Origin of the sequence: Aphanizomenon flos-aquae FACHB-1287, assembly GCF_014698755.1 — a bacterium.
In the GTDB taxonomy this organism is placed as follows: Bacteria; Cyanobacteriota; Cyanobacteriia; order Cyanobacteriales; family Nostocaceae; genus Dolichospermum; species Dolichospermum flosaquae.
Genome location: NZ_JACJTO010000010.1, coordinates 88,103 through 112,091 on the forward strand (window position 1 = coordinate 88,103; position 23,989 = coordinate 112,091).

Sequence of the window (23,989 nt, forward strand, 5' to 3'; positions counted from 1 at the left end):
ATAGGATAATTTGCGTTCTTTGAATATGCAGTTTATGCAGTTTATGTTAGATAATATAGTTGAACTTAGATTAGGAATTAAACCCAACCTAAATGAAAGTAGAAATACTATACATGGAGGTAGGAGGAATATTATTTGTACATTTAAAGGAGCAGGGGGCAGTATTTCCACACTGGAGAATCGAGTAGGAGATACTATTTATAGTGGGATTATTCCTTTTCAGAAAATTATTGATCATGAATATCTCGATAAGTCAATAACTCATAATTTATTAGCTTTACAAAATGGTAATATCTTAGATTTAAGTCAGCCACAAGTTTATAATTATCAAACATATTTACCTAATAAAATTAGATATAAAATTGATGATGATTATTCGCAATGGGATGATTTAGTATCAGAAATAGAAGGCATAGATGAACAATTAACGTTGAGTTTGTATTTTGATATATCCAGAATTAATATTAGTAATTACCAAGTTATTCAAATCAAAGAAGAATCTTATTTAAACATAGTTATTAATCCCCTTTTATTTGCAATTAAAAAAGAAGTTTATTGGCTTCCAGAAGCAGGAGAACCTTTACTATTTCCAAGATATGAAGATCCAGAAGGTAATTTTGGTTTTTATGGAAATGATCAACTTTATCCCATACCCAAAAGAATATTAGATGTTGTTTGTAAAGACTATAGTGCTAATACTTTATATTCTACAGATACACCTGAATATGAAATTGGTGATGCTTCAGTTAAAAGAGTTATGTTAGCTTTAGAAAAGTTAGAAAATATCACAGCTTATCCCACAGGTGAAAATAGTATTGCTGATATTAAATTAAAATGGGATTTAATTGTGAAAGTCCATGACAAAAATTATCCATTACAAATTAAATCTAGCAAATCTCAAGCTCAAGAAGATTGGCAAATATACAAGGAATTATGGTCAGATAGACAAATTCCATTTCTTCCCGCTATTGTCTGGACAAATTTCTCTTCATCAATAGATGCAATAGCAAAACAATTTGCTCAATTATTTGATGTGGAATTTAAAAAAGAATCACCTATATCTGATGAAATTAGAACTAATAAAATAGTTAAAAATAAAGATCAGTTACCGCAAAATATTGATCAAGTTGGAACTGGAAAGAAAGCACATACATCTTTACAGAAAGCATTGTATGAAGCTGCTGAAAAAGGAACATGGAATAAAGCAGTTGAAGATTTATTACAGGAAATTGTTGATAGGGGAAAAAACCCAGCTTATCAGTTAATTAATCATTGTCGCACCATTGCAAAAGCTCGAACTATTCAAGCTGACATATTGAAAAATCAGATGCAGGTTGAAGAACAAGGTTAAAAAATTGGATTGGGTTTATGGAATAAACCCAACCTACAACTATTTACGCTGTAACCATTTCCGGCACTAAATTAGGTGATGTTGGCTCAAAATGTAACACCATAATTTGCTCTGGACGCAACCCAATAGATTCATAAGTTTGTCCATTACTATCGCTAAATTCTACTTCAAACGCAGCGCCATCGGCTAATAATTCAACTATTGTACCAACTTGACCACGCAGCAAGTTATATTCAGGTAAATCAACTGTGAGTGCTACTACATCTAGTAGATCGGGTGCAAGAATTTTGCTCATTTTCTATAATCTCCAGGTATTTTTATAATAAAGGATAGCAGGATGTTAATCTTGGAATATCAGAACCAGATTTAATAATCCAACCAGTGCGAATAGTTGCACTTCTATTTTGCCATTCCAGAGTAAAGTCTAGTGTGTAGCGTTGTCCATGTTCATCATACCTATTCAAGCTAACTTCTTGAGTTTTGACTTTTTCTAAAATAATCTGGCGTAATTCCTCAGCATTTTCAGCAGTCATACCCAAAATTGATGAAAAGAGACGAGCTTTATCCTTTCCTGTAGAATGATCTCGATCAAGGAGTAGTCACGCAATTTACGAATGTCAACAACTGCATTTTCAGCATTGGGAAGCAGATTTGAGTTTAGTCTGATAATATCTTCAATATCTTCCAGAGTGAATCCTTCCTCTTCAAGTTTTTGGCGAACTTCAGGCAGAGGGGCAAACGCCCTAATTACCGCCCTAGTTACCATATTCATATCCCATACCGCTTCTTTACACAATTCCTCAGCTTGTTTCGCTCCAAGGCTATCTACTAACAACTGATAAAATTCATATTCACCAATCTCTTTCTGTTTAGCAAAGGCAAGATTACCGTCTTTGTTATCCTGTTTCATTGCTGTGAGTGTTTTTTTAATCTCTTCCTGGAGATACTGTGTTTCCTCTTCTTCGGTAGCTTCAATAAATCTCTTATGAAGTTCATTATAATAAAGCATTTTTATCAACAATGCTTTCAGTTTTTCCCCTGGATTTATCATATTTGTTGCCATTCTCATGTATTAACGCATCAATCGTATCATAAATTAAGGCAGTAAAAACAAAAAATTAACCCCAAAATACCGATAACTGCTGTTGGGTTTCGTTCTTCAACCCAACCGACGATTTATAATTGATCGGATAACCTGCACACCTACATTTAGGCATGAACCTGTGACCGAAACTGGAAAATACAAAGACACCGTCAACTTACCCAAGACTAACTTCGATATGCGGGCAAACGCCATTAAGCGTGAACCGGAAATCCAAAAATTCTGGGCAGAAAACAACATTTATTCTCAACTGGCTGAAAACAACCCCGGCGAATTATTTATACTGCACGATGGTCCTCCCTATGCTAACGGTCAATTACATATTGGTCATGCTTTAAATAAGATTCTCAAAGATATTATTAACCGCTACCAATTGCTAAAAGGTCGTAAGATTCGCTACGTTCCTGGCTGGGATTGTCACGGGTTGCCTATTGAGTTAAAAGTTCTGCAAAATATGAAACAGGCAGAACGCCAAAATCTCACTCCTTTGCAATTGCGTCAAAAAGCGAAACAGTTCGCACTAAAAACCGTAGATGAGCAACGAGAAAGTTTTAAACGCTATGGGATTTGGGGTGATTGGGAAAATCCTTATTTAACTCTACAGCCAGAATACGAAGCCGCGCAAATTGGCGTTTTTGGGGAAATGTTCCTCAAAGGTTATATTTATCGCGGTCTCAAGCCTGTACACTGGAGTCCTAGTTCTAAAACCGCTTTAGCAGAAGCTGAGTTAGAATATCCTGAAGGTCACGTTTCTCGCAGCATTTACGCCGCGTTTCCGGTGGTGAAGGTTACAGAACTATTAAAATCAGTTTTAGAGCCGTTCCTGCCTGATTTGGGCGTGGCTGTGTGGACTACTACCCCCTGGACTATCCCCGGTAATTTGGCTGTGGCTGTAAATGGTGCGTTGGAGTATGCGGTTGTGGAGGTCTCACGCAGAGACGCAGAGGCACGGAGAGAGTGCAAGTATCTGATTGTGGCGGCTGAGTTGGTTGATAGGTTGGCTGCGGTTTTGGATTGTGAGTTAACGGTAAAAGCCAAATTTGTCGGCAAGGATTTGGAAGGTACTATTTATCGTCATCCTCTTTTTGACCGTGAAAGTCCGGTTGTGGTTGGTGGTGATTATATCACTACTGAGTCGGGGACAGGGTTGGTACATACTGCTCCTGGTCATGGTCAAGAAGATTACATCGTTGGTCAGCGTTACGGCTTGCCGATTCTTGCTCCTGTTGATGATAGTGGTAATTTTACGGATGAAGCTGGTAAGTTTTATGGCTTGAATGTTTTGGGCGAAGGCAATCAAGCGATTATTGACGCTTTGCATGAGGTTGGTTCTCTGTTGAAGGAGGAAGCATATCCTCACAAGTATCCTTATGACTGGAGAACGAAAAAACCGACGATTTTCCGCGCTACTGAACAATGGTTTGCTTCTGTGTCAGGATTTAGGGATGAGGCTTTAACGGCTATTTCCTCGGTACGCTGGATTCCTCCCCAAGGTGAAAACCGCATTACGCCTATGGTAGCAGAAAGATCCGATTGGTGTATTTCTCGTCAACGTTCTTGGGGTGTTCCCATTCCGGTGTTTTATGATGAAGCAACTGGGGAAGTTTTGCTGAATGCAGACACGATTAATCATGTTCAAGCTATCATCAATACAAGGGGTTCTGATGCTTGGTGGGAGTTGTCTGTAGAGGAGTTATTACCGGAACAATACCGCAATAATGGCAAGACTTACCGCCGGGGTACTGATACAATGGATGTCTGGTTTGATTCTGGTTCTTCCTGGGCAGCGGTGGCTAAACAAAGACCAGAGTTGTGTTATCCTGTGGATATGTATTTGGAAGGTTCTGATCAACATCGAGGTTGGTTTCAATCTTCTTTGTTGACTAGTGTAGCGGTTAATGGTATTGCACCTTATAAAACTGTTTTAACTCATGGTTTCGTTTTGGATGAACATGGACGAAAAATGAGCAAATCTGTGGGAAATGTGGTAGACCCGCAATTAATGATTTTGGGTGGAAAAGACCAGAAAAAAGAACCCGCTTATGGCGCTGATGTTTTGCGGTTGTGGGTTTCTTCGGTAGATTATTCTGGTGATGTCCGTTTGGGTGGTAATATCATCAAGCAATTAGCTGATGTAAGAAATAAAATCCGCAATACGGCGCGGTTTTTATTGGGTAGTTTGCATGATTTTGATCCTCAGAAGGATGCTGTAGCTTTTGAAGATTTACCCGATTTGGATAAATATATGCTGCATCGCATTCGTGAGGTGTTTAATGAGGTGACGGAAGCTTTTGATAGTTTCCAGTTTTTCCGCTTTTTTCAAACTGTACAGAATTTCTGTGTTGTAGATTTGTCAAATTTCTATTTAGACATTGCGAAAGATAGATTATATATCAGTTCTGCTGATGCTTTCCGTCGTCGTAGTTGTCAAACAGTTCTGCAAATTGCTTTGGAAAATTTAGCGAAAGCGATCGCTCCGGTTTTGTGTCATACTGCGGAAGATATCTGGCAATTTATTCCCTATAAAACGGCTCATAAATCAGTTTTTCAAGCTGGTTGGATCAAAGTTAATGATGAATGGGATCATCCCGAATTAGCGGAATTTTGGAAAACACTGCGACGCATTCGTAGTGATGTTAATAAGGTTTTAGAACAAGCGCGGGTAGAAAAACTAATTGGTTCTTCTTTAGAAGCTATTGCTTTAATTTATCTAAGTGATAAAGAATTACGCGCTGCTATCAAACCTTTAAATGTTTGCGGGAATGGTATTGATGAATTGCGGTATTTGTTCCTCACTTCCAAGGTGCAATTATTAGACACACGAAGGTCATTAAAAGGATTGAAAACTTTGCGGGTTGAAGGTCAAGATAATTGGGATATTGGGGTAGTCAATGCCGCAGAACAAGAGCATAATGGTAAATTATATCAGAAATGCGATCGCTGTTGGAATTATTCTCCCCATGTTGGTGAATCAGCAGAACATCCTTTACTCTGTGAACGGTGTATTCCTGCTTTAGCTGGAGAGTTTTAGAACCATAATATCTCCGATTTCTACTAAAAAGAAGTCGGGGATCTGAATCATCTTACCATTTTTAATGATCATGAACACACAATTATCTGTAGATTTAGAAATATTACCAATGGTATTACAAATGCTACCAAATATGATCATGCCAGATGATCAGTTTTTTGATTTCTGTCAGTTAAACCGTGATTTGAGAATTGAACGTAACCACCTTGGAGATTTATTGATTATGTCTCCTACAGATTCAGAAACAGGTCAACGCAATTTTAACTTAATTGGCCAATTAGGTATTTGGATAAAGCAAGATGGTACAGGAGTAGGATTTGGTTCTAGTGGTGGTTTTACCCTACCTAATGGTGCAGTCCGTTCTCCCGACGCAGCATGGATAAAACGCACAAAATGGGAAATAATACCCGCAGAGAAAAGAAAGAAATTCGCGCCTATTTGTCCCGAATTTGTAGTAGAATTGCGTTCAGAAAATGATAGTTTATCTACATTAAAGGAAAAAATGCAAGAATATATAGACAATGGCACACAATTAGCTTGGTTAATTGATAGAAAACAACGCCAAGTATTTATTTATCGTCCTAATTGTGCAGTTCAAGAATTAGATAATCCTCAAACATTAACTGGTGAGGATATTTTGCCAGGATTTGTGTTAGATTTAAGTGAGATTTGGTGATAAATAAATTAAATAAAAGTATGAATTTGTCTCACGCAGAGCCGCAGAGATAACAGAGTAGGATTAATTTATACTTAGGTCACGTGCAAGCTCTATATATATTACGTATTATTTCGCCATATTATTCTCAAGTCGAATTATAGTCTAGAATACAAATATATCAGCAACATCCTCAAAGATATACATTTAAATTCGGTTCTGAATTAAATAACATTATATTTAAGGAATTTCAGAATATGCTGCAAATTGGACACAACCAAGAACATAGCCAAATTAATCAAGAAGCTTTAGTATTACCCTTTAATTCCGTGGGAATTGCAGATATTCCCTTGGTAGGTGGTAAAAACGCTTCTTTAGGGGAAATGATTCAACAATTAAGTTCCAAAGGGGTGAAAGTTCCTCATGGTTTTGCGACAACTGCTTATGCTTATAGATACTTTATTACTGCGGCTGGTTTAGAGGTAAAATTAAGAAAGATTTTTGCAGATTTAGATGTGGAAAATATGGATAATCTGCGGGAATGTGGAAAAAAAGCCAGATCATTAATGTTAGAAACTCCATTTCCGCTAGAATTGCAAGAAGCGATCATTAAATCCTATCAAAGTTTATGTCAAGAATACGGTATTAATATTGATGTGGCTGTGCGTTCTAGTGCCACGGCCGAAGATTTACCAGATGCTAGTTTTGCGGGACAACAAGAAACTTATTTGAATGTTCATGGCATTAAAAGCTTGTTAGAATCTTGCCATAAATGCTTTGCTTCTATCTTCACAGACAGGGCAATTTCCTACAGACAAATTAAAGGTTTTGATCATTTTGAAGTAGCTTTGTCTGTGGGTGTCCAAAAAATGGTACGTTCTGATTTAGCATCTTCTGGAGTCATGTTTTCTATAGACACCGAAACAGGTTTTAAAAATGCCGCTTTAATTACCGCTGCTTATGGTTTGGGTGAAACTATTGTCCAAGGTGCTGTTAATCCCGATGAGTATTTAGTATTTAAACCAACTTTAAAACAAGGATATAAACCCATTCTCCAAAAACGTTTGGGAACAAAAGAAATTAAAATGATTTATGATCTAGGTGGATCAAAATTAACTAAAAATATCTCCGTTTCTCAACTTGAACGTCATCAATTTGCTCTAAATGATCAAGAAATATTACAACTAGCTGAATGGACTTGTATCATTGAAGATCATTATTCCCAAATTCGAGGAATAACCACACCAATGGATATTGAATGGGCAAAAGATGGGATAACAGGTGAATTATTCATCGTCCAAGCTAGACCAGAAACCGTTCAATCTCAAAAATCAAAAACCGTTCTCAAAACTTATCAACTCAAGGAAAAAAGTCAAGTTTTATTAACAGGTCGAAGTGTGGGGGAAATGATCGGTCAAGGTCAAGCTAGAGTAATTCTAGATGTATCACAAATTAATCTCTTTCAAGCTGGAGAAGTGCTAGTTACCAATCGCACAGACCCCGACTGGGAGCCGATTATGAAAAAAGCCAGCGCTATTGTCACTAACTCTGGGGGACGGACTTGTTTTGATGGAGAGACAAAAATTCTCACCAATCAAGGTTTTATGACCATTCAGCAGATTTATGAACAAGGATATCAAGGATTATCAACTTTAGCCCTCAACACCAAAACCCATCAAATGGAATGGAAACCCATTGAAGATGCCATGAAACGAACATCTAAAACAATTGGTGTGAGTGTATCTCAAACTGGGAAAGTCACAGATAATATCCTGCGATTAACTCCTGATCATAAAATGGTCAACCTTCGGAATGGTGAATATACCAAAACTGAGATTCAAGAAATGTTAGATACTCAGGAAATGGTGCTTGTATCTCAGAATATTCCCACATTGGGTGACAACAAAAATCAAGAAGCTGATTTAGCTTATCTGATTGGGGGAATCATCACAGACGGTTCAATTTACACTAGTCGAACTCGTGGGGAAGTCCAGTTTATTCAAAAATGTTTACCAGAAAAACAAGCATTCATAGTTACTATGAATGACAAAATGAATACTGTTTATGGTAAATCTTTTACTCCTTGTGAGAAACCAGTATCTTCAGGTTACGTCCGAGGAAAACAGGTAAAAGGACAAGCTACAGCTTATCGTGTTTATTCTAAAGCTATAGCTTACGACTTAAAACAAAAAGAACAACAGATTACCCAAATTCTCCTAGAAAACACTTCAGAAGTTTCTTATCACTTTTTAGGGGGTGTAATTGATGGTGATGGTTTCTATGCTAATAATCGCATTAACATCTATATCTCTGAAGAAAACTTACTACAAGCTGTCATTATTGCTTGTTTAAAAATTAATATTGTTCCTCAAGTTACCATAAATCGTCATATCTACAATGTCCAAATTGTAGAAAAATTAGAGCAAATTTTAGAATATACCCAACGAGTCAAGGGAGAAGTTACTCCAAGAACTATTCAAACCCGTTTCTTTGCTACTAATCAACTATTTGATGACAATGTAACAGGAGAAATCAAACTTAGAAAAGATAAAAATCTCCTAATTTCTGATAAACAACTCCGTGAAATAGGTCAATTTGAACAACTTCTGCAAGGTGATATTCGGATGCAACGAGTTGTTAAAGTTGTAGATGAAGTAGACGCTGAAGTTTATAATATTACTGTTGCGAATCATCATAATTATCTAGTTTTCACGGATAAATATACTCCTGTAGTTGTTTGTAACTGTCATGCAGCAATTATTGCTAGAGAAATGGGCATTCCTGCTATCGTTGGTTGTGGAAATGCGACCACAATTTTAGAAACTGAACAAGAGATTACTGTTAGTTGTGCAGAAGGGGAAACAGGTCAAGTTTATTCAGGTTTATTAAAGTTTGAAATTCAAGAATTAACTTTAGATAACTTGCCCCGAACTCGGACTAAAATTATGATGAATGTAGGTAATCCTGAAGAAGCCCTGGGTTTAACTGCAATTCCTAATGATGGTGTTGGTTTAGCAAGAATGGAATTTATTATTGCTAACCATATTAAAGCCCACCCTTTAGCATTATTACATTTTGACAAATTAGAAGACGAACTTGCCAAATATAAAATTAGCGAATTAACTGCACAATATGAAAACAAAGCCGAATTTTTTATTACTAAATTAGCCCAAGGTATCGGCACAATTGCGGCTGCATTTTATCCTAAACCTGTAATTGTGAGATTGTCTGATTTCAAAAGTAATGAATATGCTAATCTTTTAGGAGGTAGACAATTTGAACCCAAAGAAGAAAATCCGATGATTGGTTGGCGTGGTGCTTCTCGTTATTATGATCCGCGTTATTGTGAAGGTTTTGCTTTAGAGTGTGAGGCTATGAAACGGGTCAGAAATGAAATGGGTTTAACCAATATGATTTTGATGATTCCCTTTTGTCGTACCCCCGAAGAAGGAAAACGAGTATTAGCAGAAATGGCAAAAAATGGTTTAGTTAAAGGTGAAAATGGCTTAGAAGTTTATGTAATGTGTGAATTACCCAGTAACGTTTTATTAGCTGATGAATTTAGCCAAATTTTTGACGGTTTCTCTATTGGTTCTAATGATTTAACACAATTAACATTAGGATTAGATCGAGATTCTGAATTGGTAGCACATTTATTTGATGAACGCAATGAAGCTGTAAAACGAATAATTGCTAAAGCCATAACTACATTTAAACAAAATGGCCGCAAAATTGGTATTTGTGGACAAGCACCCAGCGATTATCCAGAATTTGCTCGTTTCCTCGTTCAACAAGGTATAGATTCTATTAGTCTAAATCCTGATTCTGTTATTAAGACCATGTTAGAAATTGCGAAAGCAGAAAGAGGGGAATAGGGAATTGGTAATAGGGAATTGGTAATTGGTAATTGGTAATTGGTAATAGTTTAAAACTGACAACTGACAACTGACAACTAACCACTGACAACGGATTGTTAATTTTTGCTGTGATACTTGCGTAAGTGATCACAGCAAAAGGTGAAAAGGATTCAGATTTTATTTCTCGACAAATTACTAAAAAAGGTGTACAATTGGGAGTGCTGTCTTTTATTAGATTAGGGAATTCATGGCCAAGAAGAGTATGATTGAGCGCGAGAAAAAACGCGCCAAAATGGTAGCTAAGTATGCTGAAAAGCGGGAAGCACTATTAGAAGAGTTTAGAACCGCAGAATCTCCATTGTTGAAACTAGAAGTTCATCGTAAAATTCAACAATTACCCCGTAACAGTGCTCCTACTCGTAAGCACAACCGTTGCTGGTTAACTGGTCGTCCTAGAGGTGTGTACCGTGATTTCGGTTTATCTCGGAACGTACTCCGGGAATGGGCTCATGAGGGTCTTTTACCTGGCGTTGTTAAGTCTAGTTGGTAGTTGGTAGTTAGTGGTCAGTGGTCAGTGGTCAGTGGTCAGTTGTTAGTAGTAAGTCGCTATAAACCAATGAGCAATAACCAATGACCAATACTAAAATACTATTGTCCACAACAATGATCAATTCCCAGGCTATCTAAGAGTAGATCGCTAACGGCGTTGGCGATCGCAAACTCTCCAAAAAAGCTTTTAGAAAAATCAAATGACTCCATCTCTGTGACAATGGCAATTACCAGAGAACCTAAATCGTTTTCTCCCTCCATGCGTTGTCTGACAAAAATCTGTGAAGCCCGCTGGGCTATATTTTGATTAATTACTTCAGGAATAAACTCTTCATCAAGCCAGCTTAACAAGTTTTGTTGTAACCATTCCCCCTCTTGCTGGGGATTTTGCGAAGGTGGTAGGGTAATAGGTGGAATTGCTTGAGTCATCTGTGTATATTTTATATAGAATTTGTTTGTCAGGGTCAAAAAAAGACAATGGAAATGGAATATGATATTGGTGCTATTATTCGGGGTTATACCCAAGGTTATTTTCTCATGTCTGATGAAAGTAATAACCTGGGATGGTATGGAAGCAAGGAACGGACTCTAATCCCCTTGGATGACCGTTTTCGTTATCCTAAGTCATTACAGCGATTTCTCAACCAAGAACGCTTCACAGTCGCTGTTAACCGTGACTTTTTGGGTGTAGTTGCTGGATGTGCTAACCGTGACATAACTTGGATTTCTCCAGAATTAGAAAAAATTTATTGGTTACTTTATGAAAATGGTTACGCTTATAGTTTTGAAACTTGGTTAGGTGATGAATTAGCTGGGGGAATTTTAGGAATTGTCATTGGAGGTGCTTTTATTGGTGAATCTATGTTTTTCAATATTTCTGAAGGTTCTAAGGTCGCAATGGTGAAATTAGTAGAAAGATTGCGTCAACGGAAATTTATATTATTTGACGCGCAAATGATGAATCCTCATTTAGCCAGATTTGGCGCTTATCATGTTAGTAGTGAAGAATATGAAGTTTTACTCAAACAAGCCTTATTAACTTCTTGTACCCTAATTTAAGGCAATAGGTAATAGGTAATTGGTAAAACCTACACACAAAGAGACTTTCAACTCTCTTATCTATTAGCGACTGTACGAACAGCAAATAAACTACAACCTAAGAAAATACAGATATTAATCATAAAACTCTTGTGGGGCGGGCATCTTGCCCAAGCGGAATTACTGTAAAACTCTTGCCTGTTTCCTAATTAACTTTTTCTAACACAACACAGCTAACAGAAATATCTTTGAATAACCATAATGCGTATTTTAAAGAATCGAACCACCTCAAAGGTTGGTAAATGGGTAACATCAGTCGAATGACCATTGCAAGTGTATATAATACAGGTGTAATGGTAGTTGATTGCACTAAATAACCTCCGGCAAGAATTTCTCCATTGACAATTTTGAAATCGGGAAATAGGCTACCCAATTCCTGGATATCAGGTCGAAACATGGTATCTATAGGATCGCGGTGGTAGGGATATTTATAAGGAACTGTAACGAAAATATAGCCAGCTTTAGGGATAATAGAGCTAATTATTTGACATATTTCTTCTCTATTTGTTATATGTTCCAATAAGTTAGAACACAATACAGATTGAATATTCATTTCTGAAAGTTTCTGTAAAAAATCAAGGTCGCATAAATCCCCCACTAGATCAACGCCTGTATCGTTTTTCACGTCCGCATGAATTACTGAGTACCCTTTTGTTCTAGCTGGTTTGAATAATAGTTCATCAATCCAAGGTTGTTCATGTTCTCTAAATTTTTGGTTTGAACTACCAATATTGAGTATAGGGAATACAGTGTTTGGGTTGAGAGAATAGATAATATTTGCCAACCACCTAGCTTCTTCTTTGAACATAATGATTTAATGCACGTCATTGGATTATATCAACTGAGAACTAGACTACTAACGATAGAATTAGATTAGTAAGATTATTCACTATGAAGCCATCAAGAACCATGCCCTCTGATATTGCTGTCGAGAAGAAAAAGTTAAAAAATCCACCCCTACAAATTCACTACTTAGGCGATCGCGTGTTGCGTCAACCTGCAAAGCGTGTTACAAAAATAGATGACGAACTCCGCCAAATTGTGCGCGAAATGCTGCAAACTATGTATAGTTCAGATGGCATTGGTTTGGCCGCACCTCAAGTCGGGATTAATAAACAGCTAATTGTGATTGACTGTAAACCAGACGAACCAGATCATCCTCCATTGGTATTGATTAACCCCACGATTAAACAGGTGAGCAGTAAGGTCTGTGTGGCTCAGGAAGGTTGCTTGAGTATTCCCAACGTATTTTTAGATGTAAAACGGCCAGAAGTGGTAACAATTGCCTATAAAGATGAATATGGTCGTCCCCAAACATTAAAAGCAGATGATTTACTTGGTCGCTGTATCCTCCACGAGTTAGATCACCTAAATGGTGTGGTATTTGTAGATCGTGTGGAAAATTCCTTAAATTTAGCCGAGGAGCTATCTAAAAACGGCTTCTCATATCAAGCGGTCAAACCAGTAGTATAGGGTGGTCTAGTAGTGTATTTAACTCCAAAAAGCGGTTTATTTTTAGGTGGTGCTTGTGTTGCAGCGATTGCGGCTGTTGGTTCGGTTTTTGAACTTAGTTATGGAGAACCAGATTTTGGTTTCCAAACTACTGCCATTATCCTAGCTTTGAGCATTCCGCTCACGGGATTCTTTTTTATTGCCGCAGTCAGGGATGCGCGAGCTAATATGAAATAAGCATCAGGTATACGAAAAAGGTAAGAGGATGAACGAAGAATACACACTTCAGCCTTTTACCTTTTATTTTTTACTAAGTAATAAGTAATTCTTCCCTGTTCCCTCCTATAGATACAGCAGTTTCCGGTATTATAAAGTACAGATATTAATAATCAAACTCTTGTGGTGCGGGCATCTTGACCGCCAAAAGTGTACCTCACCCTTATGTTAATCCGCTGTAAATAAAATAGAATCATGCTACCAACTTCCACGAAAATACTTAGGCTTTCTCAAGGACATCTCAACTTACTCGCAACTTGTCCTCGCAAATTCCAGCATAGTTATTTAGAACAACTTAACACCCCTATAGATCCCAAACACGAAGAATATCAAATTTTAGGTAGTCGCTTTCATTTACTCATGCAGCAAAGAGAAATGGGTTTACCTATTGATAATTTGTTACAAGCAGATTCTCAATTACAAAGTTGGATGACTGATTTTAGTAATATTTCTCCAGAAATATTTACAACTAATATTGATAATCAAACTTTTCGGGAAAGTGAACATTATCGAACTTTACAAATTGGAGATTACCTGCTCACAGTTATTTATGATTTATTAATTGCTGACCAAAATCAAGCCCAAATTCTCGACTGGAAAACCTATCCCCAACCGTCAAAACGAGAAATATTAGCCCGAAATTGGCAAACAAGACTATATATATATGTTATGGCGGAAACTAGCAATTATTTATTAGAAAATATTTCTATGACTTACTGGTTTGTCCAATCAAAAGGGCAAACTAAAAATATTAAATTTTTATATAATGAAACAGAACATCAAAAAACCGCACAGGAATTAAATCAACTATTAAACAATCTGACAAACTGGGTAAAAGATTATGAATATAATATATCATTACCGCAAATTAAGGAAGCCCATAAAATCTGTGAATTTTGTCAATATGCTGTGCGGTGTCAACGTCAAAAAAACCAGCAACAAACCATAGAAATCAACCAAAACTTTCCTAGTCTGGAAAATATCGCAGAAGTATCACTTTAAAATCAAAAGGGAACAACTAACAACTAACAACTAACAACTAACAATGGAATGGATTTTAACAACAACAGAAAAACCCCCAGATTGGTTTATCGAATTAGTAAAAAAGTACGCACCCGCAACAAGTGGTAATTTTGCATCTCAATTATTTTGGCAACGGGGAATTCAAAATGAGGAAAAATTAGCAGCTTTTATTAATTATCAAATTTATCAACCTGCGAATCCTGGAGAATTTGGACAGGAAATGAATTTGGCTTTGCAACGGTTAATAACTGCGAGAAAAACGGGAGAAAAAGTTGCTATTTGGGGAGATTTTGATGCAGATGGTATTACCTCAACTGCGGTATTATGGGATGGTTTGGGAGAATTTTTTCAGCAACATCACCAATTAAGTTATTATATTCCCAATCGCTTAACAGAATCTCATGGTTTAAATAAACCAGGAATTGATATTTTAGCTGCCCAAGATTGTAAATTAATTATTACCTGTGATACAGGCAGTACAAATATTTCAGAAATCATTTATGCCCAAAATTTAGGAATAGATGTCATCATAACTGACCATCATACATTACCATCAGCACGTCCTCCGGTAATTGCAATTATTAACCCGCGTTATTTAGCAAAAGAACACCCTTTATATCATCTTTCTGGTGTGGCAGTTGCTTATAAATTGGTGGAAGCATTATATATAAGTTTGCCAGATATTCCCAAACATCCATTAACAGATTTATTAGATTTAGTAGCGGTGGGATTAATTGCTGATTTGGTACAATTAAGTGGTGATTGTCGGTATTTGGCACAATTGGGAATTCAACAATTACACACAGATTATAAAAAATTACCCAAAGAAAGAAGAAGGCCAGGTCTGGGTAAGTTATTAGAATTATGCCAGAAAAGTGGCGATCGCCCTACAGATATTTCCTTTGGTTTGGGACCCCGCATTAATGCCGTGAGTCGCATTCATGGTGACGCTAGTTTTTGTGTAGAATTATTGACGAGTAGAGATATGCAGCGTTGTCAACTACTTGCAGAAGAAACAGAATTAGCTAATTCCCGTCGGAAGTCTTTACAAAAAGATGTGCAAGCGCAAGTTACTAAAAAACTCAGGCAATTAGACTTATCAACTACCAGTATCATTGTTTTAGAAGATCCTCAATGGGCGGTTGGTGTTTTGGGTCTAGTTGCCGGACAAATTGCCCAGGAAACAGGGCGACCGACAATTTTGTTAAGTACAGAAGCAAAGGAAAATCAGACAGATTCTAGCCTATCTCTAGCGCGAGGTTCAGCCCGGTCGATTAATTCTGTTGATTTATATCAACTAGTTCAAGAACAAGCCCATTTATTATACCGTTTTGGTGGACATCCCTTTGCAGCAGGTTTGAGTTTATTAATAGAAAATATCCCTTTATTTACAGCCGCAATTAACCAGAAATTACGCCAATCTTTAGGAGGAATTAATCTCATTCCCAGTGTACAAGCTGATTTGGTGGTGACGGTTGCAGATTTGGGCAAAGATTTATTTTTAGAATTAAAACTTTTAGAACCCTGTGGAATGGGAAATCCTATTCCCAAATTACTAATTAAAAATTGTTGGTTTGAAAATTCTCGTCATCAAAATCAACAGGATTGGAAAGGAAATAAAATCCAATATATTAAAACTGATTTTAATATCCGAGATAACTCTAATAATAATCCTTTTCCGGGGATTTGGTGGGGACATTATCAGGAAGAATTACCTATAGGTAGATGTGATTGTATTGCCGAAATTGATTTTAACAGTTTTAAAAACCGTTATGAAATTAGATTAATTGCGGTACGTTCTCATGTTGAAACTGAAATAAAAACTCCGAATTTGGCAATGATTTTAGATTGGAGAAATCAGGAAAATTTAGGAGAAATAAAATCTGAAAAATCATTATTAATCATTAAAGATTGTCCTACCAGTTGGGATAGTTTACGTTTGTGGTGGAAACAATCTCTTGAACAACAAAAACAATTAGTAATTGCTTGGAAAAAATCCCAAAACCACACCCCTAAAGATATTTGGATAACCTTAGTAGGTATTGCTAAATATCTCAGTCGAACAAATCAACCAGTTATCTCTGTAGAACTTTTAGAGAAATTAGGTATTAGTAATCAATGTCTATATTTGGGTTTTCAAGCATTGAAATATTTAGGGTTTATTATTCAACGTCAAGATCATCATTTACAAATCATCTGGGATTCTAGATATGATCAAAAATCTGCTGATAAGGTTATCAACCAATTTTTAGCCGCAGTCAGAGAAGAACAATTTCAACGAGATTATTTTTCTCATGTACCTTTATCTATTATCATTGCTATGATGAATAAATAATAGTAGTTTTCGTGGTTTAAATTGACGCAAATAACCCCAAAACCCAATGTTAAAAATCATTAGTTTGGTTCTGTAAAGCCCCAATCTAGTTTTTAACCCTCGTACTCTTCTTGGAAAAACTTCTTATCAATGGTTTTAGTATGTTCTATATTCGCAGAAGTTGCTGTTATCTGATAATCCACTAAGTTATCAACAAAGGGAACTGTTAACTTAAATGTACCATCAGGATTGACTTTGACTTTTTGACCATTAATACTAATATTTGCACCTTCTTCCGTCGCACCATGAAGAACCAATTCTGTATCAACAATAACCCAGAAATCTGTAGTGGGACGACTGAAAATGCGAACTATACCAGAACGCGCTAAACACAACCACTGATTATCATGATTTACATAACCAATTTCTGTCATGTAGTCCCGTTCCCCACTGGGAATAGGCACATAACGATTAGATGTTGCGGTTTCACATTCGTATTGTTGCAAGAACCGAGGACGCTGATAACTAAGATCAAGGTTAGTAACATCATACAGTCTAACTGCTAAAATGCTAAATCCTTGATTATGTAATATTTGTTGATGGTCATTAGAAATATACCAAGACAGCCAAGCCCATTTCGGAGTGCGGGGTGTGAGGATAATTCTAGTATTTCCAGTCACATTGACCGGATAAATATTAGTCCCAGTTTCTATTTCTACATCTAACTCAGTAGCTATGGCTTCATTTATGTCTGGGGGATACAATGGAGTAAGGGATATTTCCTCTTCTGTTACCACTGTTTCTACATCTAACTCAGTAGCTATGGCTTCATTTATGTCCAGGGGATACAATGGAGTAGGAGATATTTCCTCTTCTGTTACCACTGTTTTCGCGGTAATTGGGCTAGTAATGGCGTTTAAAGCCTCTCCTAACTCAGATGGTAAGTTAGATGATAAATCTTGATTTTGTGGTGGGTTCTTGACTGGTTTAAGGATGGCATTTAAATCTTCTGATTTCACTGGTGTGGGAGCGATACCCAGCAATTCTGAGAGAGATGTAATAGCATGAGGTCTAGTTGCAGGTGTTTCTGCTAGATCTAAGGAAGTATCAGTAAATTCGTCTGTGTTAATATTTACATCAATTGTGTATTGATGAATATTCGGAATTTGAGGAAAGTAACTATTAACGACAATTACAGGGTCTTCTGTATTCCAGACTAATTCATCATCTAAATCAATTTCAGATAGCTCAGATAGCTCAGTAATTTGATTTCTAGGGGAATTTGTCTGTGGCGCGTCGATAACGGCGATATTACTGATAGCTGTAATTTCCTGGGGGTTATTTTTTTGATAGTGATTTGTACTATTACCATTACTGTTGCCATTGTTATTTATAATTGATGCGAATACCCCGGAATCTGGCAGAGTAATAATTTTATCTGGTATAGAATCGGTTTCTGAATTTGAGAATGATTGCACTTCTTTAGATAAGCGCTTTTTTCTTCTCCACAACAATGGTAAAAAACTGCTTAATCCTGCAATAACAAACAAAGGCAGTAGCAATAAAAACCTTGTGTTTTTGGTAATCATGGAGGGATTATTAAAGAAATTTACCAATTGTATTTCCCCTCCAGGTTGGGGTGTAACTAAGGTTGTGGGCATTGTTAGAGGACCTTCAGAAACCGCAGAATCACCTGTGGAAGCATTAGCAATAGGTCTAGAAACAGTTTGTATTGATCTAACCGCAACTGCAACCGCTTCTGCTTCTTTGGCAGCTTTGATAGAATCTTTTCCGGGTTTAGCTAAAATAAAGCCTAGAAAATCTCTCACCTTGGGGCTAGGATTTTCTTTATAAACGTAAACAAAAGACTGATAAAAAGGATATTCAGAATTATTTGGTAAGTGGTCTTGTACTTTTAATACCCGCACATCTGGCAATTTAGAAATTTGATTTGCCAAGGCGTAGCTAATGCCATCTTTACCTAATTCTTTGATAATATTAATTGTGTTATCTTCTGGTATTTGCACAGCATTAACACCTGTCAGCAATTGGCCAGATTTAAATGCTGGATATTGACTAAATGAATTGCGAATATCGCTATTAGAAGGACGATCTATAAATCTAATTTTACCTTGGGTGTTTCCCAATTCTGACCAATCTGTAATTTCTCCTTGGAAAATCTTGGCAAATTTTTCAGTAGTTAAGCTACCATAGAAGGGGTTATTTATCCCAACAATGATGGCAATTTTTTCTCGGTGAACTAATACCTGTTTCAAACCTTCTGATTTCTCTTCTGCGGTGAGTTCCCGACCAAGGGAGGCCAAATCCCTTTTACCATCTAAAACCGCTTTTATGGACTCTTGATTGTCATTGATAGAAATTTCTACCTTAGTTCCTGTAAACTGCTGTTCAAAGTCTTTTTTCAGGGTTTGGTTAACAAGCTCGGAGTTACGAGAACCTTCAATTTTAACCACAGTCCCGGTTTCTACTTTTTCCGGTAAGGTAAAATCTGGTGTCCTGTTTTTGGATTCTGCTTGAATGGGTGAGGAAATCAAGCAATTTGCTACAATTGAACTGGTAGCTATAGCCATTAATAGGGACAGTTTGACAATTACAGTATCTTTTTGTTGTTGTTGCCACATAGATTTCTGATTTAGTAATATAAATGAACTACTTGCCAATATTCAAAATATTGTTTTGATTGGTAAGACAGGTGGATTATACAGGGTGAGTTGTTTTTATCTGTAATAACACAAGTGATGAAAATAAAAAAGGAGTCGGGAAAAAAAGCAGCAGCAAGAAGCAGGAGGAAGCTAGGGGTTTAGCAACCGATATTCTGTACTTTATAATTTAGTATTGCCTTTTTCAATAATTATTGTCAACAAATATTCAATAATTAAGTATTAATACTAAAAATACTTGATAATGTATGTATTTTTGTGTACGATAATATCCTAGGAATATTTGCATACTACAAAATGAAGTGGGTAATGTAGGATATAAAATATCAGTATTAAACCTTGGGTAAAAATAGCAAAAAAGGGTAAGTTTTAATCACTTGTATCTCCGCGTTCAAAATTGATGAATAATCATGAATAAATGGTGAGAATAAAATTAAAATTTCATATATAAAGTTTTGAGTCTACAATCTAATTAAGGACAATCTAATTAAGTACAATATAGTTAAACTGATGAGAGGAAAGAATTGGACGCATTAACCAATGGATTCGACGAAAAATTAATTAATTTACCTAATTTACTTCAAATTATTAATTATTCTCCCTTAACGATTAGTCCTGACAGTTATGTAACTGATGCTATTAACTTGATGAATCAAACAGCTGCAGTTAATAATCCAAATCAAGACCCAAACGACTATATTTTAGTGGTCAAGGGAAGGCAATTACAAGGAATATTTACGATTAAAGATGTATTGAGGGTAATTGCCTTAAATATCAACCTATCAGCGGTGAAAATGTCTGAAGTGATGACTCAGCCACTAATTACTATTAATCACAAAACATCTGAGCATATTTTAACAGTGGTTGCACTCTTACAGCAGCATTGTCTTGAGCATTTACCAATAGTAGATGATCAAGGTAATTTAATCGGTATTGTTACTAAAAGCAACTTATTATCAGCCTTAAATGTAGAAAGAATGGTGGGTATAATTGAGGCATTGCAGGAGAATTTGCCAGAGTTCAACACAGAAAATAGACCAATTAATCAAGAATTAGAAGTAATTCGTCGGCAAACTCATAATCATTTACAAAAATGGACAAGAATACAGGTTGATGATGATTTAAAACTTAATCAAGGACTTCAGGAAACTTTAGAAGAATTGCAAATTGCGGAGGAAGAACTGCGTCAACAAAATGAACAACTGCAATTTTCTCGAGAAATTACTGAAGCGGAGCGGCTGCGTTATCAAAATTTATTTGAATTTGCACCTAATGGTTATTTATTAACTGATAGTTTGGGTGTAATTCAGCAGGCCAATCATGGGGCTGGATCATTATTATTTGTGCGTCAAGATCACCTAATTGGCAAGCCATTAGTAGTGTTTATTGCTGAAAAATACCGTTCTCAGTTTGTATCTCGGTTGAGCAAATTGCAGAAATTACAGGAATGGGAAATGGATTTTCAGCCTCGCAAGAGTCAACTATTTCCTGCTAGTATTAGGGTGAATCCTATATCTAATCATGATGGTGAACAGATTGGATTATTGTGGTCAATCACTGATATTAGCGATAGGAAAAAATTGGAAGCAGCACTCCGTCAAGATAGCGATATCTTGGAATCTCGGGTAAAGGAACGCACGGCAGAATTGGTGATTGCTAATCAACAATTACAACATGAAATCATTGAACGGGAATATATTCAAGCGTCTTTACAAGAAAGTGAAGCCCGACTTAACTTAGCACTAGAAGCAGGTAACATTGGCATCTGGGATTGGGATATCCAAACAGGAATAATCCTCTGGTCTGCTACTCTGGGTCTAATCTATGATTTACCTCTTAATTCTCCCTGTCCTCCTATTCAAGAGTTTCTAAATTTAATCTATCCCGAAGACCGTCAGCATTTTCAAAACTGTGTAAGTCAATCTATTGAGAAAAAAGTTGATTTTGTCTGTGAGTATAAGGTAGTATGTCGTGATCTTAGTCTACGTTGGTTGAGTTCTAGAGGAAAAGTTTACTATAATGAAAATGGTCAGCCAATCCGAATGATTGGCACTACCAGAGATATCTCTGAACGCAAACAAAATGAACAGAAAATATATGAACAAGCTGCTCTTCTAGACATTGCTACTGATGGGATTTTTGTCCGAGATTTTCAAGCCAAAATCCTTTTTTGGAATCAGGGTGCAGAAAGGATATATGGTTGGAAACGTGAGGAAGTTTTAGAGAAGAATCCTAAGGATATTTTTTATAATTCCACTTCCTGTGAACAAGAAATAATTCCTCTGAAAAATGTAGTAATATCAGGAACTTGGCAGGGTGAGTTATATAAACTGACACAATCAAATCGGGTAATTATTGTTCAAAGTCGCTGGACATTAATGTTAGATGCTGACGGACGACCTAAATCCATTCTCACGGTAGACACTGATATTACAGAGAAAAAACGATTGGAAGAGCAGTTTGTCCGCGCTCAAAAGATGGAAAGTATTGGTACTTTAGCCGGTGGTGTTGCTCACAATATTAATAATAACTTAACACCAATTTTAGGATATGCTCAATTACTTAAATCTAAATTACTTAAAGGTAATAATTTTTTAGACAAAGATAATTATCTACAAATGCTGACGACTATTGAAGATAATGCAAAAAAAGGGGCAACTTTAGTTAAACAACTGTTATCCTTTGCTAAAGGAGTGGAAATTAAATATACGATTATCCAAATTAATGATTTAATTAGGGATACTATTCAGATAGCTAAAGAAACATTTTTACTTCCCCAATCTATCCAATTTTCTACCCATTTACCGCCAAAATTATGGACAGTATATGGTGACAAAAGCCAACTGGAACAGGTATTAATAAATTTGGTGGTTAATGCTGGTCATGCTATGCCTAATGGTGGATATATCTCTATTTCTGCGGAAAATTTGTATATTCATGAGGAGATGATTCCACTAAATCATAATGCTAAAGTTGGGAATTATATTGTGATTACGGTTGCAGATACGGGTACAGGAATGTCACCCCAAACGTTAGAGAAAATATTTGAGCCATTTTTTACTACTAAGGATATTGGTCAAGGAACAGGTTTAGGACTATCAACAGTAATAGGAACTATTAAAAGTCATAAGGGGTTTATTAACGTTGATAGTGAATTGGGGAAAGGTAGTCAATTTAAAGTGTTTTTACCATCAGTAAATCAAGAAATTATCACTTTAAAACCTGATTGTGGGGTAACGTGTCCAGGTCATGGAGAACTAATTTTAGTCGTCGATGATGAACCCCAAGTTCTGGAAGTTACGAAAACTATTTTGGAAAACTACAATTATCAAACTATTACTGCTAAAAATGGTATGGAAGCGATCGCTATGTATGCCCGACACCAAGATGATATCAGTGTAGTATTAATAGATATGATGATGCCAGAAATGAATGGAAGTTGTGCTATCTCCAACTTGAAAAAAATCAATCCTCAAGTACGAGTAATTGCTTGTAGTGGACGCAATATCAATAATATACTGGAAACAAATAACGAAAATCAAGTTTTAGGGATTTTATCCAAGCCCTACACCAATCAAGAATTATTAGAAGCATTAAATTTTGCTCTCAAGTGAGTTGTTAGTGGTCAGTTGTTAAGGGGGTGATAAGTAAGTTGACATACTCACCTACCTGAAGGCGAGGTGATTCTTGACGCTTCACAGACTGATGCTACCGAGGTAGTCTTACTCTGTCTCTGCGCCCGTTTAGAGTCGTGGCAATACCCTATCCCGACTTTATTTATATTTTTTGCGGCGTTTTCATCTCGGTCGTGTTCAGTCCCACAATTTAGGCACTTAACCGACCGAATTTTTAAATCAAGTTTCCCCCATTTGTAGCCACATTCAGAGCAAATTTGGCTAGTCGGTTCCCATCTACTAATAACACGAAAATCCCTGTTGAATTTTTGCGATTTAGCTTCACATAAAGTCCGAAACTCTCTCCAGCCCTGAAGACTAATCGCCCTAGCAAGTTTGCGATTTTTAACCATACCCGATACATTCAAATCTTCCAAAACAATAACTTCATTCTCGCTAATTATTTTGGCGGATAGTTTATGCAAAAAGTCTTTCCGGGTATCGGTGATTCGATTATGTAGTTTCGCAATTTTAATTCGGGTTTTATTTCTTCGTTGTGAGTCTTTTAGTTGCCTTGCTAGTTTTTTCTGGAGTTTATGAATCTTCCTGTCTAGTTTTGAGTAATCGGGACTTTGGGCTTTTTCTCCATTACTCATGACAGCAAAAGTTTTTATCCCCAAATCAATACCGATACTTTGGTTTTTAGCATCAATATTAACGGGTTCAACTTCTACTACAAAACTGAGAAAATAACGGTTAGCACAATCCTTTATTACTGCGACAGAGCTAGGAGCAAAGGGTAAATCTCTTGACCAAATCGGGCTAACGTTACCAATTTTGGCTAGATAAACTTTACCTCCTTTAATTGAAAAGCCACCAATTCTAAATCGTGCTGACTGCTGATTTGTTTTCTTTTTAAACTTAGGGCTACCAATTTTTTTACCTTTTCTTTTACCTTTACAAGAATTAAAAAAGTTTTTATAGGC

Annotated in this window: 18 protein-coding genes; 11 read left to right on the forward strand and 7 right to left on the reverse strand. The window is 36.4% G+C overall.

From position 1 onward, the window contains the following. Positions 1-25 precede the first annotated feature (25 nt). The gene (locus H6G44_RS07255) at positions 26-1,351 is read left to right on the forward strand and encodes a hypothetical protein (protein ID WP_190385639.1); all 1,326 of its coding nucleotides are present in this window, start codon (positions 26-28) and stop codon (positions 1,349-1,351) included. Between the two features lie 43 nt (positions 1,352-1,394). On the opposite strand, the gene H6G44_RS07260 is transcribed toward H6G44_RS07255, so the two are convergent. The 3 genes from H6G44_RS07260 to H6G44_RS20220 are packed head-to-tail and all read right to left on the reverse strand — an operon-like array spanning position 1,395 to position 2,414. Continuing rightward, entirely contained in the window at positions 1,395-1,646 is a 252-nt protein-coding gene (locus H6G44_RS07260; protein ID WP_168635317.1) for a DUF4926 domain-containing protein, read from the reverse strand. Positions 1,647-1,668: 22 nt separating this feature from the next. Beyond that, a complete protein-coding gene (locus tag H6G44_RS07265; RefSeq protein ID WP_338078969.1) occupies positions 1,669-1,890 on the reverse strand; it encodes a DUF6883 domain-containing protein in 222 nt (73 codons plus the stop codon). Then, positions 1,881-2,414, reverse strand: coding sequence for a hypothetical protein (locus H6G44_RS20220; RefSeq protein ID WP_242031665.1), 534 nt, complete (start codon positions 2,412-2,414; stop codon positions 1,881-1,883). Before H6G44_RS20220 ends, H6G44_RS07265 begins: the two co-directional genes overlap by 10 nt. 160 nt (positions 2,415-2,574) lie before the next feature. Here H6G44_RS20220 and ileS point away from each other — a divergent pair, with 160 nt between their 5' ends. The 4 genes from ileS (at position 2,575) to rpsN (ending at position 10,546) form a co-directional block, all read left to right on the forward strand. Next, positions 2,575-5,484, forward strand: coding sequence for an isoleucine--tRNA ligase (gene ileS, locus H6G44_RS07270; protein ID WP_190385640.1), 2,910 nt, complete (start codon positions 2,575-2,577; stop codon positions 5,482-5,484). A 70-nt stretch (positions 5,485-5,554) separates the two neighbouring features. After that, on the forward strand, positions 5,555-6,160 hold the full coding sequence (locus H6G44_RS07275) for a Uma2 family endonuclease (RefSeq protein ID WP_190385641.1): 606 nt from the start codon (positions 5,555-5,557) through the stop codon (positions 6,158-6,160). 236 nt (positions 6,161-6,396) lie between these two features. After that, positions 6,397-10,014, forward strand: coding sequence for a phosphoenolpyruvate synthase (ppsA, locus tag H6G44_RS07280; RefSeq protein ID WP_190385642.1), 3,618 nt, complete (start codon positions 6,397-6,399; stop codon positions 10,012-10,014). A gap of 229 nt (positions 10,015-10,243) precedes the next feature. Further along, positions 10,244-10,546 (forward strand): 30S ribosomal protein S14, encoded by a 303-nt coding sequence (gene rpsN, locus H6G44_RS07285; protein WP_027404105.1) that lies wholly within the window; start codon positions 10,244-10,246, stop codon positions 10,544-10,546. A 98-nt stretch (positions 10,547-10,644) separates the two neighbouring features. Here rpsN and H6G44_RS07290 read toward each other — a convergent pair whose 3' ends face one another. Beyond that, the gene (locus H6G44_RS07290) at positions 10,645-10,974 is read right to left on the reverse strand and encodes a hypothetical protein (protein ID WP_190385643.1); all 330 of its coding nucleotides are present in this window, start codon (positions 10,972-10,974) and stop codon (positions 10,645-10,647) included. A 54-nt stretch (positions 10,975-11,028) separates the two neighbouring features. On the opposite strand from H6G44_RS07290, the gene aat reads away from it, so the two are divergent. Beyond that, the gene (aat, locus tag H6G44_RS07295) at positions 11,029-11,604 is read left to right on the forward strand and encodes a leucyl/phenylalanyl-tRNA--protein transferase (protein ID WP_190385654.1); all 576 of its coding nucleotides are present in this window, start codon (positions 11,029-11,031) and stop codon (positions 11,602-11,604) included. A gap of 184 nt (positions 11,605-11,788) precedes the next feature. Here the strand turns inward: aat and H6G44_RS07300 are convergent, their stop codons facing one another. Further along, positions 11,789-12,451: a methyltransferase type 11 gene (locus H6G44_RS07300; RefSeq protein ID WP_190385644.1), complete on the reverse strand. Its 663-nt coding sequence runs from the start codon at positions 12,449-12,451 to the stop codon at positions 11,789-11,791. 101 nt (positions 12,452-12,552) lie between these two features. Here H6G44_RS07300 and def point away from each other — a divergent pair, with 101 nt between their 5' ends. The 4 genes from def to recJ all read left to right on the forward strand — a co-directional run bounded on the left by def (position 12,553) and on the right by recJ (position 16,729). Next, entirely contained in the window at positions 12,553-13,116 is a 564-nt protein-coding gene (gene def / locus H6G44_RS07305; RefSeq protein ID WP_190385655.1) for a peptide deformylase, read from the forward strand. A 12-nt stretch (positions 13,117-13,128) separates the two neighbouring features. Further along, positions 13,129-13,332 carry a hypothetical protein gene (locus tag H6G44_RS07310; RefSeq protein WP_190385645.1) on the forward strand — a complete coding sequence of 68 codons (204 nt, stop codon included), beginning with the start codon at positions 13,129-13,131 and terminating at the stop codon, positions 13,330-13,332. 234 nt (positions 13,333-13,566) lie between these two features. Further along, positions 13,567-14,373 carry a PD-(D/E)XK nuclease family protein gene (locus H6G44_RS07315; RefSeq protein WP_190385646.1) on the forward strand — a complete coding sequence of 269 codons (807 nt, stop codon included), beginning with the start codon at positions 13,567-13,569 and terminating at the stop codon, positions 14,371-14,373. A gap of 43 nt (positions 14,374-14,416) precedes the next feature. Further along, a complete protein-coding gene (recJ, locus tag H6G44_RS07320) occupies positions 14,417-16,729 on the forward strand; it encodes a single-stranded-DNA-specific exonuclease RecJ (protein WP_190385647.1) in 2,313 nt (770 codons plus the stop codon). Positions 16,730-16,821: 92 nt separating this feature from the next. Here the strand turns inward: recJ and H6G44_RS07325 are convergent, their stop codons facing one another. Then, positions 16,822-19,350, reverse strand: a complete 2,529-nt coding sequence (locus H6G44_RS07325) for a substrate-binding domain-containing protein (protein ID WP_190385648.1) — start codon at positions 19,348-19,350, stop codon at positions 16,822-16,824. A 563-nt stretch (positions 19,351-19,913) separates the two neighbouring features. Here H6G44_RS07325 and H6G44_RS07330 point away from each other — a divergent pair. Continuing rightward, positions 19,914-23,003 (forward strand): PAS domain S-box protein, encoded by a 3,090-nt coding sequence (locus H6G44_RS07330; RefSeq protein ID WP_190385649.1) that lies wholly within the window; start codon positions 19,914-19,916, stop codon positions 23,001-23,003. 47 nt (positions 23,004-23,050) lie between these two features. On the opposite strand, the gene H6G44_RS07335 is transcribed toward H6G44_RS07330, so the two are convergent. Further along, positions 23,051-23,989: RNA-guided endonuclease InsQ/TnpB family protein (locus H6G44_RS07335; RefSeq protein WP_190595361.1), on the reverse strand; the 939-nt coding region annotated here is incomplete at its 5' end.